Genomic DNA, 14,503 nt, shown 5'->3' with positions numbered 1-14,503 from the left:
TAGAAAAAGGTACTGGCGAATATATACTAAAGTATTGTTTAAGGTATTGTTTTAGGTTCTACAATAGACCCAACTCTCGGGCACGTGCTACAGCTTCGGTGCGTCTTTGGACGTTCAATTTACCAAAAATATTACGGTTATGCCCTTTTACCGTACTCATGGCGAGATAAAGGCGCTCGCAAATCTCATGATTTGAGAGACCTTGGGCAATTAGCTGCAGTACGTTTAGCTCGCGCTCGCTTAATGGCTCGATTAGAGGCTGAGCAGGCGGAAATAAACGTAAATCTGATTTATCTTCGCTTTTCTGCTCTTCAGCAGCGAACACATCCAGAAGCCTACCTATATACTCCGGCATAATCCCATGACTAGCTGCTTCTGACAATAGCTCAGCCATCAAAGTACCTTCATCGACAAACATACGGATGAAGCCGCCTTTCTCAGCCTGCTCCAGCGCGGCGGCCAACAATTGCAGAGCCTTGTCCTTTTGGCCATGCCTATATAGAGCAACAGTCTGTAGAACCATAACCTTGAGCTGTTCATCTTTCCAATCCTTTGCTTCCACCTGCTCTTGAAATAACTCCAGCGCTGCCAATGCTGCGGATGTGTCTCCACGGGCAAGGTCCACCCGTGCCTGACTCATGGAGAGATTATATGTTTGAGAAAGATGAGCGGCTGCAGCAAGATTGCCCCGGTGAAGCAACATAAGCACTTGCGCTGCAGCAATCTCAGGTATTCGATAAATAAAGTTATGCTTGCGCACGAAATGACCAGCCTTAGCTAGAATAGCTTCCGCGCCGGCCCAATCTTTTCTTGCAAACTTTACACGAGCGAGAAACACCTCACACGATACGAATCTGTCCGTGTTTTCTAACTGTTGCGCCAGCTGTAAGCTCTCTTGTGCGTGCTGCTCCGCGGAATTCAGGTCATTCCATTCATAGCTTATACGAGCCAATCCAAGATGTGCTTCGAAGGTAACTGGCTGTGGCGGAAAACCTGCTAGTTGCAGAACACGGCGGTAAGTTTGGTCGGCCAGATAGAGCTGATTGTCTCCTTCCAATACGTTGCCAAGTCCTATTGTAGCCGCTAGAGTTACGATATTAGTTTCAAGCTTTAGGCTAATAGAAATAGCATCGGTATAGGCTTGTATGGCCGCGGCACGGTCTCCCCGAAGCTGGTACGCTTGCCCTAGCATCCAGGTAGCAGCAGTACGAACTGGCAGGTTATCAGGATGCAGATACTCTAGAGCGAGGAGCGACTGGACAATGATGGTTTCCACCTGATGCTGATTGACAGCCGAAGTGGCCTGTTTGGGGGCAATAAGTCCTACAAGGTCATTGGTCTTGTCGTCTGACTCCGTTCCTTGGAGGGTTGCTTCGGTAGCTTCAAGTATCTGTTCTACTCCGGTGGTCGGTTGGCCGGTAATGACTAACAAAGCCAAAGTGGCACGTCCTGAGGCAATAAGTCCTATAAGGTCTTTGGTCTTATCGTCTAGCTTGGCGCCTTGCAGGCCAGCTTCAGCAGCTTGTAGTTTCTGTTCGATCCCGGTTGGTTGGCCGGCAATGATTAGCGCCGAGGCGTACATTACCCACAACGAGGGTCTGGCATCCAGCACCGCCGTCGGCAACGACTTCAGCCAGTTCAGTACAGGGGTCACCGCACCGCGAATATGCAGGGGAGTCCCCTCACCTTCAACCAGCCTAGCGGCGCGTTCGATATCATTGGCCGCTGCAGCATGGTGAAAAGCTTCTATATCTAGACCATTATTTTCATACCATTCACTAGCACGTTTGTGTAATTCGGCTACGCTAATACCCTCATTATGTGTAGACAAAGAGAGTTTCTGTTGCAATCTCTGGCGCAATAATTCACCGAAGAGATGGTGATAACGATACCAACGCCGATCATTGTCCAGGGGGACGATGAACAGGTTGGCACGTTCGAGATATTTAAGGGTTTCTTGCCCGGATGATGAGGTGTCAAGCAGAATGGCTTCACAAAGGGGACCGCACAGCCGGCCGAGGATAGAGGTGTGCAGCAAGAAAGTCTGAACGTTTTCGGCTTGCCGTTGCAGAACTTCTTCCATTAGATAGTCCAGCACGTGATGGTGGCTTCCACTGAAGGATTGGATGAAGCTAGTAGCATCTTTATGTCCTTGGATCGAGATCGCGGCCAATTGCAGGCCAGCAATCCAGCCTTCGGTGTGGGTTTCTAAGGCAGCGATGTTATCCGATGAAAGGCTTAGACCCATCACCTGGTTGAGAAATCCGGCGGCTTCGAATGAGTTAAATCGCAAATCGGCGACTCGTAACTCGGTTAATTGATTCCGGACACGCAACCGGACTAGGGGAAAAAGTGGATCCTCGCGAGTAATGATAACCAGGTGCATCTGTGGAGGCAGGTGCTCGAGCAGAAAGGTGAGTGCATGGTCAATTTCTGGGACATCTATAACATGATAGTCGTCTAGGACAAGGATAATATCGTTCGGAATCATGTTGATTTCATTGAGCACGACCGTCAATATCGATTCAATTGACGGTGGTTGAGGGGATTGGAGCGCACTAAACACGCCCTCTCCAATGTTCGTCTCAACCGACTGCAGAGCAGTGAAGAGCAGAGTCAGAAAGCGTGCGGAATCATTATCATTTTCGTCTAACGACAGCCAGGCGGCTGGTCGTCCGCAAACGGCGAGCCATTCGCTGACCAGCGTGGTTTTACCAAACCCGGCAGAGGCAGAGACTAAAGTCAGTTTGCTGTGCAGACCCTCGTTCAGTCGCTCAATCAGTCGTGGACGTAGGACTACTTTATGCCGAGGCGGTGGGATATAAAGCTTAGTTGCTAAAATGGGTGGATTCATAGATCGATTATATCACCATCCTCCTTATTTGAGGTTTGTTGCTGCAGATAAGTTGAATCCTTTAACTATGAGCCATACCGCGAGGATCATTTCATTAGCCGCTATTGGCACCGCCAATAGCCCCCAAACAGAGATTTGTTCAACTACACCGAACATTACTAACAAGGCATTAATAAAAACAAGCGTTGCCCCTGTCATACCCAAGATGGGTATAAACCTAGGTACGAGCTTGGATTTATAAAATATATAACTGTACATCATCGTGTTGATGCCCAGAAAGAAAAGAGGCCCAAGCAGAAAGGTCCAGTCATGTACTGCTTTTAATAATGTACCTGCGGCATGAAAAGAGGCAGTATCCGGAGCCGCTGCTGCTGCAAATTCCCGGCTTAAGGTCAACAGGGACAGTACGCTGATTACACCAATAGTAATAATAACGGCTTCAAGAAACCTAAAGCAAACATGCCAAAGAGCTATAGTTTCATTATATTTTCTTAAAAATGGATACATTGTAGTTGCAGTACCAACCGCTGAAACGACAAGAATTAACTCCATAAGCGCTCCCAGTATCACTTGGTTGGCATGTTCGGAACCTTTCATCAGGTAATCCGGACCATTTAGGATAGGATCGTATAAAATAAGACCTATTATCGCCGTAACCGCCGCAAGTATAAATAGTACCCCCACAATTATTCCAGCTTTTTTGTTTGAAAAATTCATTTGTTTGTCTCCTATCTATAAATAGATTTGATAATCAGATGCGGTTGAGGGCTGCGCTGTCCATCTTCCCTCAGCGCCACCGATCTCCGCGCTTCTTTACATAGTGTGCAAACACAAAGCGCCAAGGAATGACGAAAGGAATAATCACGACCCACAAGCAAGATGAGACGATCGCCCAGGTTGATTCGTCCATTTGACCGGCGGACCACAATGGGAGCGCGACGACGATCAGCCAGATCAACTTCCACACCAATTCCCATAGGAGCAAAGGCAGCATCTGCAACGGATAACGCAGGCCCAGGACTGACAGAGCCGAGAAGGCGGCCAGCATACATTGAACCACTCCTTCCATCAGTTCCCACGGCTCCTCTCGGTAGATGACTCCAGGCCATACAACGATACCGAGCCCCACGACGATAAGAAGGTACATCGCCCTCAGCAAATATAGACGAAACAATGAGACCTCGTTCATACTGGTATCACAGTTATAACCACGTTCCCCTTCTTGTGTTTTTTTTCGACATAGCGATGAGCATCGGCAATCTGTTCAAACGAATAGCGTTTATCGATAACCGGGCTAATCTTTCTCGTCTCACTAAGCTCTTTGAGGAAGATTAGATCTTCAACACGAGGCTTTTGTGACATGTCCACATTCACATATTTTCCGTTCGAACGAAGTGCTCTCTTACATGTTGATTTTGTGATTTTCGATATTTTTTTCCCAACGGCATCAAATATTAAGTCATAACGTTCACCATTTGCTATGAAATCCTGCTTCGTATAATCAATTACCCTATCGGCACCTATCGATTGCACCATTTCAACATTCTTGGTACTGCAAACCCCTGTTACATCCGCCCCATAATATTTGGCAAGCTGTACCGCATAAGTACCTACACTTCCAGAAGCTCCATAAACAAGAACCTTCATTCCACTCGCGATTTTTCCTTTCCTAAGAAAATTCAACGCGGTTATTCCTCCAGTAGGAACAGCGGCGGCCTCCTCATAGGTCATATTGGCCGGTTTTATGGCCACTATTCCATCTTCAGACATACATTTGTACTCGGCATATGCACCAAAGCCAATACCACAGAACGCAAAAACTTGATCACCTTTCTTAAATCTTTTTACGGCTTTGCCTACTGCTTCAACTTCCCCAGCTAACTCAAACCCTAATATCTTTACTTTTTTTGGTCTTATGAGACCATTGTAAAGTCTTGCAAGGAATGGGTCGGCCTTTCGCATGCGCCAGTCCCCCGCTGTTACTGTTGTCGCATATATCTTCACTAGTATTTCATTGTCCTTGGGTGAAGGTTTTACTACCTCTTTCAGATGAAGAACATCGGGCGAGCCGTATTCGGTGTACACAATTGCTCTCATATTCGTTTATCCTCCTTTAGACATAAGTCTTCTTCATCCAATCCGTGATACCAAGACCCTCTGATTCATGTAATTCCGCGACATCAGTCATTCTAATCAATGACCCGTCTTTGATTGCTATGAAGCTATCTAATATCGATTCGATTTCCGTAATCTCATGGCTCGTCATGACTAGTGTCTGAGATTCCAAGTCGACATAGGAGATTATTCCCTTCACGATAGATTGTCGCACTAACGGATCAAGTCCTGATAACGGTTCATCAATTAGGATGAAAGGCACTTCTCTAGCTAGAGTAAGAACGATTTTAAATCGGCCGCGATTTCCTTTGGAGAGATCTCTGATTTTCTTATCAGGTTCCAGCTGCATATCTTTCATGATTTCTTCAGCCTTAGCTAAATTGAAGTCAGTAAATTGTGAAGCCTGAAAGGCCAGCGCTTCTCTTATCGTGAATAGGGGGTAGAAAGAATCATCCGATAAGTAAGAAACAAGCTTACTGATACTTCGATTCGCAGTCTCTCCATTAATGGTTACCGATCCGCTCGTCGGATGCGAAAGTCCCGCAATAAGCTTCAATAATGTTGACTTTCCGCTGCCGTTCTCGCCCACAATGCCTATAATCTTACCTAAGGGCAACGATAATGAAATGTTCCTAATTGCAGAACGCTTCTTATACGTCTTAGATACATTAGTCAATTCAATCACATTACGCATCTCCTTTATCCATTTTGTTTAAGTGGTCTTGTAGCCCTGAGATGATTTCATATGAGCTGTAACCCATTTCCTGCATGACCTGGATAAACGTTTGAATCTGCTCCTCTTTCAAATTCCCACGCAGTTGAATCAGGCGATCCTCTTGTTCTGTGACGAATGTACCTTGACCTCTTCTCGTTTCCAGAATGCCCTCACGCTCCAGTTCACTGTAAGAACGCTGAATTGTATTCGGGTTGACGTTGTAGGTTAGCGCCATTTCACGGACAGATTGCAGCTTCTCGCCAGCCTTTAACTCTTTGCTTACAATCAGTCGATTGATCCGATCTGCCAATTGCAGATAGATTGGTTTTGTAGTATTAAATTCATCCATCCATCGTTACACCTCGACTTTCTTGTCAATGATCCAAGCACTCAAATAAAATAGTCCGATAATACCAATAAAGTGATACAGATATTCTCCTGCAAATGCTGGTATAGGATCTACCCGGAATGTCGGGAAATTCATTTCAAGGCTTCCCCATTGCGTTAATAGCTTATATAGGTTAGAGGATTCGAATAGGGCACCAACCCAGCTTGGTACGATGACCGCACCAAGAAGAGCTAACCAGGTCCAACGCCCAATTCTATATTTTAGCGCATGGTATAGGGACCATAAGAGGATCACCCAGACACCAATCATCATGGAGATCATCATAATATGAGGAAAAATCAATAGTCCCGCCATCCAAGTATCCGTCCAATACGCTTCAATTAAACTGAACCTTGAAATAATCAACGATCCCGCCATTGAATATAGAACAACTAAGGATACAACCATCATGACAAGCCCATTCAATACCTTACTTAGGAGCAAGGTGGCGGCCGGGCGGGGATTATGCATCCAGAGGTGTAGTTGATCGGCCTCAGTTCTCAAGCTGATAAACAACATGACCGGAAGATATAAAATATGAAACACAATAGCAGCTGCCAAGGGTATAAATAGGTAGAGGTTATCACCAGTATTCATATCCACGGACAACGTTAACAATAAAACCAAGAAATTAATGACAAGCCCTACGAAAAAAACAGTTCGTGTTAATCGAAAATCCTTTTTAAATAAAGCTGACCAACTGGTCATTTAAATTTCCCCTTTGTATTTGAATATGAACAATGAATCAGTGTCTTAATGTGATAGTACACTAATCCATTAGTTCATGTCAATAGGCATTAAAAAGACTGACCAGAATCAAATCTGGGCAGTCCGGAGTAAGACGTGACGGATGAAGCTATCGTATAAACTAGGATTTAGCCATTTCAATAATATCTTTGCTATCTAGAATAGATTTGTCATATCCTTTAGTAACGGTATGAATCATTGCAACACCAAGCTCTCTTAAAGACACCGCAACTTTTGGGAAAAATCTTCTGAGAATGGGATAAAGCCAGAGAATTGCGTAATAATATTTATTCGTATTTTTTAATCCCTTAGTTCGATGAATGTAGGCAGGGCGAAACATGTATGCTTTTTTGAAAGGCAGCTGTAAGAGGCGATTTTCTGTCCTGCCTTTCACTCTTGCCCACATGCTTTTTCCTTTCTCTGTGCTATCCGTCCCCATTCCTGAAACATAGCAGAACACCAGATCTGGATTCAAGCTTGCGAGTAACTCAGCCATATATATAGTAAGATCAAATGTTAATCGTGAGTACTCTTCTTCCTTCAAGCCTACTGAGGTTACACCCAAGCAAAAGTAGCATGCATTATAATTGCTTAGTTGAGACTTGATTGCTGATAAATCAAAAAAATCTTTGTGAATGATTTCAGTTAATTTGGGATGTGAAACTCCGCATGGTCTGCGGTTAATTACTAAAACATGTTCCACATCAGGATGCTGCAGGCATTCATGCAACACACCCTCTCCAACCATTCCCGTAACACCCGTAATGATCGCTCTTATTTTCACTATGGATCCCCCTTTTTCCCCATTACTTCTTCTGAATGTACCCTTCCGCTTTAAGAAGCTCGGCAATCAGGACGGCTCCGCCTGCCGCACCGCGCAGCGTATTATGTGATAGTCCAACAAATTTATAATCGTATAGGGAGTCCTCGCGTAATCTGCCTGCCGAGACCCCCATTCCGTGCTCAATGTCGCGATCAAGATTCGTCTGAGGTCTGTTTTCTTCTTCGAAATACGTGATGAATTGCTTAGGTGCACTTGGCAGACCAAGCACCTGTGGACGCCCCTGAAAGTTACGCCAACGATGGAGAATATCCTCTTTCGAAGGTTTGTTCTCGAACTCTACAAAAACCGTAGCCAAATGTCCATCTGTTACCGGAACACGAATACATTGTGTGGTAATTAACGGCGAGCTTGCTTTAATAATTTGATCATTTACGATGCTGCCCCATATGCGCAAAGGTTCTTGCTCGCTCTTCTCTTCTTCACCGCCGATATAAGGGATGACATTGTCTAGCATTTCGGGCCAATCAGTGAAGTTTTTGCCTGCTCCGGAAATGGCCTGATACGTTGATGCAACCACTTTCGTTGGTTTGAAATCCAGCAAGGCATGAAGAGCCGGTACATAACTCTGAATGGAACAGTTGGGCTTAACGGCAATAAAGCCTGTCGATGTCCCCAATCTATTTCTTTGCGCTGCAATCACTTTAATATGCCCTGGATTCACTTCCGGAATGACCATCGGAATATCGGGCGTCCAGCGATGAGCAGAGTTATTCGAGATAACGGGCGTTCCTGTCTTCGCATAGGCCTCCTCCAACGCTTGAACTTCTCCCTTATTCATATCAACCGCACAAAAGATAAAATCGACGGATGAAGCAACCTCTTCTACTTTCGACGCATCCTGAACGACGATCTTTTTCACGCTCACGGGAATCGCAGTGGATAATTTCCATCTTCCTTGCACCGATTCCTCGTATGTTTTCCCCGCCGAGCCGGCACTCGCCGCGATCGCAGTTACCTTAAACCAAGGGTGTTGATCCAGCAACTGTACGAACCTCTGTCCAACCATGCCCGTTCCGCCGACAATACCGACTTTCAGTTTCTCTGTCATCCGATCGTTCAATCCTTTCGTGTCATAGATTTGTGATAACAAAAAAAACCCATCCCTAAGACATAAGTCTCAGGGACGAGATATCATTACTAAAGTTTATTGATTATTTTCCATCCATTGGAAGTGAAAGCTTCCCTTCCGATCAAGCCGCTCGAAAGTATGCGCACCGAAATAATCCCTCTGCGCTTGCAGCAAGTTAGCCGGCAGCCGCTCTGTGCGATAGCTGTCATAGTAAGCTAAAGCGGAAGCGAATGCGGGAACCGGTATCCCCCTGGTCACGGCAATTGCGATGACTTTTCTCCATGCTTCCTGATAGTTACCGACGATTCCGCTGAAGTAATCGTCCATTAACAGGTTGGTCAGAGCCGGATCGCTGTCATAAGCATCCTTGATATTTTGCAGGAACCTTGCGCGGATAATGCATCCCCCGCGGAAGATCATTGCTATCCCGCCGTAATTTAGATTCCAATCGTAGCTATCCGAGGCGGCTCTCATCTGCGCGAAGCCTTGCGCGTACGACGCGATTTTGCTGGCATACAAGGCTTTGCGAACGGCTTCGATGAATTCTTGAGAATCGCCGTCATAGCTTGATACCGCAGGTCCGATCAGTTTCTTGCTTGCGGCCACTCGTTCTTCTTTCATTGCGGAGATAAACCGGGCGAACACGGATTCGGTAATGATGGACAACGGAACTCCCAAATCCAATGCGCTTTGACTCGTCCATTTACCGGTTCCTTTTTGACCTGCAGAATCCAGGATGACATCCACCATCGGCTTGCCTGTGTCTGGATCTGTCTTAGCGAAAATATCTGCCGTAATTTCCATCAAATAACTATCCAATTCGCCGTTGTTCCACTCGGTAAAAATATCATGCAGCTCGTTTGTATTCAAGCGCAATACGTCCTTGAGCAAGTGATACGCCTCGCCGATTAGCTGCATATCGCCGTATTCGATGCCGTTATGCACCATTTTGACATAATGTCCGGCTCCGCCTTCTCCGATATAGGTTGAGCAAGGGTCGCCATTCACTTTGGCTGAAATCGCGGTCAAGATCGGTTCCACAAGCTCATAGGCATCCTTCTGCCCGCCCGGCATAATCGCAGGGCCCTTTAGCGCTCCCTCTTCCCCGCCCGATACGCCCGCTCCGATAAAGCGGAATCCCTTATCCTGCAGATCTTTATTTCTTCTTTGCGTGTCTGGAAAATAAGCATTTCCGCCGTCTATTAGGATATCACCTTGACTCAGGTGCGGCACGAGCTGATTAATAGTATCGTCAGTCGGTTGTCCCGCTTTGACCATTATCAATATCTTGCGAGGAGTCTCGAGAGATTGGACGAATTGTTCGACACTATAAGTGCCTGCAAGATTCTTTCCTTTCGCTTCCTCTAACAGTTCATTTGTTTTCTCCGGCGAACGATTATATAAAGCGACGGAGAACCCTTTACTTTCGATATTCAGGGCGAGGTTCTTTCCCATGACCGCCAAGCCGACCACGCCGATTTGCTGCTTGTTCATTGTTGCTGCCTCCCAATCATTCGTCTTGCCTATTTTCAATTTATCTATTATTGAACTGCTTTTTTCCAATCAGCTGCGAATTTCTCCATCCCTTGTTCCGTAAGAGGATGCTTGGAGATTTGTTCGATTACCGAAAATGGAATCGTAGCGATATGTGCGCCAGCCATTGCAACGCGGGTAACGTGGTCTGGATGACGAACAGAAGCTGCGATGATTTGTGCATCCAAGTTGTGAATACGGAATAATTCAGCGACTTTGACGATCAATTGTACGCCGTCTTCCGAGATGTCATCTAAGCGGCCGAGGAAAGGAGACACATAGGTAGCACCTGCACGAGCGGCTAAGAGCGCTTGGTTTACGGTGAAGATTAGCGTGACGTTTGTTTTTACGCCTTTTTTAGTCAGGTAACGGCATGCCGCTAAGCCAGCTAGTGTCATCGGAAGCTTGATGGTGATGTTCTTGTCGTTATTGTTGATTTTGATCAATTCGTTTGCTTGAGCTATCATTTCTTCCGCCGTAAGCGCATCAGGCGTTACTTCTGCGGATACCGATTCAACCTCAGGCACTTCACGCAAGATTTCTGCAATACGGTCTTCGAACTTCACGCCTTCCTTGGCAACTAGAGAAGGATTCGTTGTAACGCCGGATAAGATTCCGATTTCATACGCTTTTTTGATGTCTACCAAATTGGCAGTGTCGATAAAAAATTTCATGTTTAATGACCTCCGATTATTGGGTTGATTTAATGTTATTTCAGTAATTCTTTCGTCAAGCGAACAACATTGTCAACGGTAAATCCAAAGTAAGCCATAACCTCGCCGCCAGGTCCCGAAGCACCGAACGTATCGATCGACAACACTTTCCCGCTGAATCCCGTATAACGTTCCCAGCCTAGAGAAATACCGGCTTCAATGGAGATACGCTTCGTCACGGAATTAGGAAGCACGCTTTGCTTGTAAGCTTCGGATTGACGTTCGAACAGCTCTCTGCTCGGCATGGCAACGACGCGCACGGAGATGTTATCACGCTCAAGCTCCGCTTTGGCATTCACGGCCAGGGAGACCTCTGAACCTGTACCGATTAGAATGACGTCCGGTTGATTATTGGTTTCCGTCAGAACGTATGCTCCATTGGCAACCTCTTGCTTATTAGCTTTGGTCGCTTCATAGATCGGAAGATTCTGTCTGCTTAGAATGAGGGCCACCGGGCCTTCCTTCTGCTCCAAGGCGTAAGCCCAAGCACTTGCTGTTTCATTCGCATCGGACGGCCGGATGACCGTAAGTCCCGGGATGGTGCGTAAAGCGGCCAATTGCTCAACCGGCTCATGTGTAGGTCCGTCTTCCCCAACAGCAATGGAATCGTGGGTAAATACGTAAATGACAGGCAGCTTTTGCAGCGCAGCCAAACGTATGGATGGACGCAAGTAATCACTGAATACAAAGAATGTACTAACGAACGATTTAACGCCTCCATGCAGAGCCATACCGTTACCGGCTGCACCCATTGCATGCTCACGGACGCCGAAGTAAATGTTGCGGCCAGAGTAAGATTCGATAGCGAACGTTTGCTCACCTTTGATATCTGTCATAGTCGAATGTGATAGATCAGCGCTGCCTCCGAATATAGAAGGAACCATTTTCACGAAATGATTAATCGCTTCACCGCTCGCTATACGAGTCGAAAGGGTCTTAGACTCGTCGAAAGTAAGGATATCAGAAGCAGCAATCGATACGGAACCGTCGATAACTTGCGTAAGCTCCTTACCTTGCGAAGGATATTTCGCTGTGTAAGACACGACAAGGCTGTTCCATTGTTCTTCTTTAGCTGCGCCTTTCTGTTTAAGCTCTTCAAAATGCGCTTTGACTTGTACAGGAACGGTGAACTCTTCCTCATATTCCCAGCCGTAAACTGCTTTAGTTGCTATGGCTTCTTCTTTGCCTAGTGGATTGCCATGTACCTTATTAGTTCCCGCCGCCTTGCTGCCGTAACCGATAATCGTGCGAATCTCGATAAGAGTCGGCTGCGAATCGTTCTGCTTGGCTGCTGCAATCGCTTGGGAGATCCGAGCAACGTCATTGCCGTCTTCAACCCGTAAATAGTGCCAATTCGCTGATTCCGCTCTCTTCTGTATATTTTCCCCGAAGGAAAGGTTAAGATCTCCGTCGAGCGATATATCGTTGGAATCATAAAGCACGATTAATTTGCCAAGCTTCATATGACCTGCCATGGACATCGCTTCGTAAGAGATTCCTTCCATCAAACAGCCGTCACCGACAAGCGCGTACGTATGATGATCAACAACCGGAAAACCGTCTTGATTGTATTTCGAGGCAAGATGAGCTTCGGCCATCGCCATTCCGACCGCCATCGCAAGTCCTTGTCCCAATGGACCTGTTGTTGCATCAACTCCATCCGTGTGCCCGTATTCGGGATGTCCAGGAGTTAGACTGTTCAGCTTGCGAAACTGTTTCAGATCATCGACTGACACCCGATAACCGGACAAATGCAGAAGGCTGTAAAGCAAGGCCGAACCATGACCCGCCGATAGAACGAAGCGGTCGCGGTTGAACCACTTCGCGTTGCCGGGATTATGATTCAATTGCCCGGACCAAAGGGCATAAGCCATTGGCGCGGCGCCCATCGGCAGTCCCGGGTGGCCGGAATTGGCGGCATTGATGGCATCGATAGACAACGTGCGAATCGTATCGATTGCTAACTGATCAATAGTTTGCGTTTGTGTGTTAGGCATATTGTACTCCTTTGCTGATTTCATTATTTTGTTCTGGTTTGGAATCGAACCACCAATGATAGCCGTCCTGCGCGAGCAACGCGTCGGACTCGGCAGGTCCGTATGTGCCCGCTGCGTACAAATGAAGAGGAACCAGGTTCTCTTCGAATGCGTTCAGGATCGGTTGAACCCACTGCCAGGACAACTCAACCTCGTCCCAATGCGCGAAGAACGTAGGGTCTCCGGTTAATGCATCACCGATCAAATTCTCATAAGCTTCGGGAGAATTTTCTTGACTGGCATGCAGATCGATGTGGACGGGCTTGTATGCCCCTTTTTGTTCAGGATCCTTCGCATTGAGCTGCAGCGTAATGCCTTCGTTAGGTCCGATATCAATGACGAGAAGATTCGGCGTTATTCCATCATCATTCTTTGCTAAGGACTGCTTCAACGGTTCCTTGAACTCGACCACGATTCTCGTGGATTTTTCCTTCAATCTTTTGCCGGTACGGATATAAAAGGGAACTCCCCGCCAATAGCTGTTATCGAGCTGTAATTTGGCGGCAATAAACGTATCGTTCATGGAGTCGGGTGCGATACCCGGTTCGGAGGTATAACCGACTACAGGCTTTCCTTGGACACTTCCTTCTTTGTACTGCCCGCGGATAACGTTGGCGACAACATCCCCTTTTTGCAACAGCTCGAGGGACTCCATCACCTTTTTCTTCTTGAAGCGCACTTCCTCGATTGTACTGTCGTGAGGAAGGTGAATCGCCGCCATCATCATCAATTGAAGCATATGGTTTTGGAACATGTCTCTCACGGCGCCGACATGGTCGTAATAACCCGCTCTCTCTTCGACTCCAACCGATTCATTGGCCGTAATCTGCACGTTGGCAATATAACGGTTGGTCCACAAGGCTTGAATGACCGGATTTGCTTGCTGCAGAGATTCCAACCTTTGTACCACTGGCTTGCCGAGATAATGGTCGATTCGGAAAATTTCTTGCTCAGCGAAAGCTTTGCCTAGTTTCAGATTGAGATCCCGGGCCGATTGCAAGTCGTGCCCGAAAGGTTTCTCGATGACAAGACGTTTCCAGCCGTCCGCTGAACCCAGTCCGCTAACCTGGATATTGGCTGCGATCGTTTCGAAATATTCGGGTCCGACGGACAAATAAAAGAGGCGATTGCGCGGAATACGTAGTTCATCTTCCCGACTTTCGGTCAGCTTCAACAGCTTAAGATAATCCTCTTTACGATCGATATCTAGAACGCTGTACCGGAAAACGCGCAAGAAATCTTTCACTAATCCGGCATCTTTCGCTTCGCGTCTGGAAAACTGATGAAGAGATTTCTCGACGTTGGCTTGAAAAGATTCATCGGACCATTCTCTTCTTCCAAGACCGATTACAGAGAATGCTTGCGGCAGCTTTCCATCGACGAACAAATTATAGAGGGCAGGATATATTTTTCTTTTGGCTAAATCCCCTGTCGCTCCGAACAAGATAAAAGTATTTGGCTCCATCATCCTTCTCCTCCCGGAAGAGCA

Annotated in this window: 13 protein-coding genes; all 13 read right to left on the bottom strand. The window is 46.6% G+C overall.

The window, feature by feature from the left end:
• Window positions 1-58: 58 nt before the first annotated feature.
• Window positions 59-2,854 (bottom strand): winged helix-turn-helix domain-containing protein, encoded by a 2,796-nt coding sequence (locus tag ACESLK_RS08035; RefSeq protein ID WP_373228699.1) that lies wholly within the window; start codon window positions 2,852-2,854, stop codon window positions 59-61.
• Between the two features lie 24 nt (window positions 2,855-2,878).
• Entirely contained in the window at window positions 2,879-3,571 is a 693-nt protein-coding gene (locus tag ACESLK_RS08030) for a DUF4386 domain-containing protein (RefSeq protein ID WP_373228698.1), read from the bottom strand.
• Window positions 3,572-3,641: 70 nt separating this feature from the next.
• Window positions 3,642-4,043, bottom strand: a complete 402-nt coding sequence (locus ACESLK_RS08025) for a hypothetical protein (RefSeq protein WP_373228697.1) — start codon at window positions 4,041-4,043, stop codon at window positions 3,642-3,644.
• Window positions 4,040-4,951 carry an NAD(P)-dependent alcohol dehydrogenase gene (locus ACESLK_RS08020; RefSeq protein WP_373228696.1) on the bottom strand — a complete coding sequence of 304 codons (912 nt, stop codon included), beginning with the start codon at window positions 4,949-4,951 and terminating at the stop codon, window positions 4,040-4,042. The genes ACESLK_RS08025 and ACESLK_RS08020 overlap by 4 nt, the downstream gene beginning before the upstream one ends.
• Window positions 4,952-4,967: 16 nt before the next feature.
• On the bottom strand, window positions 4,968-5,663 hold the full coding sequence (locus ACESLK_RS08015) for an ABC transporter ATP-binding protein (protein ID WP_373228695.1): 696 nt from the start codon (window positions 5,661-5,663) through the stop codon (window positions 4,968-4,970).
• Entirely contained in the window at window positions 5,656-6,033 is a 378-nt protein-coding gene (locus tag ACESLK_RS08010) for a GntR family transcriptional regulator (protein WP_373228694.1), read from the bottom strand. Before ACESLK_RS08010 ends, ACESLK_RS08015 begins: the two co-directional genes overlap by 8 nt.
• A 6-nt stretch (window positions 6,034-6,039) precedes the next feature.
• Window positions 6,040-6,780: a hypothetical protein gene (locus ACESLK_RS08005; RefSeq protein WP_373228693.1), complete on the bottom strand. Its 741-nt coding sequence runs from the start codon at window positions 6,778-6,780 to the stop codon at window positions 6,040-6,042.
• 160 nt (window positions 6,781-6,940) lie between these two features.
• Window positions 6,941-7,603: an NAD-dependent epimerase/dehydratase family protein gene (locus tag ACESLK_RS08000; protein ID WP_373228692.1), complete on the bottom strand. Its 663-nt coding sequence runs from the start codon at window positions 7,601-7,603 to the stop codon at window positions 6,941-6,943.
• Window positions 7,604-7,625: 22 nt separating this feature from the next.
• Window positions 7,626-8,711: an aspartate-semialdehyde dehydrogenase gene (asd, locus tag ACESLK_RS07995; RefSeq protein WP_373228760.1), complete on the bottom strand. Its 1,086-nt coding sequence runs from the start codon at window positions 8,709-8,711 to the stop codon at window positions 7,626-7,628.
• A gap of 96 nt (window positions 8,712-8,807) precedes the next feature.
• Window positions 8,808-10,226, bottom strand: coding sequence for an NADP-dependent phosphogluconate dehydrogenase (gndA, locus tag ACESLK_RS07990; RefSeq protein WP_373228690.1), 1,419 nt, complete (start codon window positions 10,224-10,226; stop codon window positions 8,808-8,810).
• A 47-nt stretch (window positions 10,227-10,273) separates the two neighbouring features.
• The gene (gene fsa / locus ACESLK_RS07985; protein ID WP_373228688.1) at window positions 10,274-10,939 is read right to left on the bottom strand and encodes a fructose-6-phosphate aldolase; all 666 of its coding nucleotides are present in this window, start codon (window positions 10,937-10,939) and stop codon (window positions 10,274-10,276) included.
• Between the two features lie 35 nt (window positions 10,940-10,974).
• On the bottom strand, window positions 10,975-12,975 hold the full coding sequence (gene tkt, locus ACESLK_RS07980; RefSeq protein ID WP_373228686.1) for a transketolase: 2,001 nt from the start codon (window positions 12,973-12,975) through the stop codon (window positions 10,975-10,977).
• Window positions 12,968-14,479: a glucose-6-phosphate dehydrogenase gene (zwf, locus tag ACESLK_RS07975; RefSeq protein ID WP_373228759.1), complete on the bottom strand. Its 1,512-nt coding sequence runs from the start codon at window positions 14,477-14,479 to the stop codon at window positions 12,968-12,970. The genes tkt and zwf overlap by 8 nt, the downstream gene beginning before the upstream one ends.
• Between the last annotated feature and the right edge of the window lie 24 nt (window positions 14,480-14,503).

Source organism: Cohnella sp., assembly GCF_041640265.1.
Lineage (GTDB): Bacteria > Bacillota > Bacilli > Paenibacillales > Paenibacillaceae > Cohnella.
The sequence above is the reverse complement of the archived record's forward strand: the minus strand, read 5'-3'. Positions and strand labels throughout refer to the sequence as shown.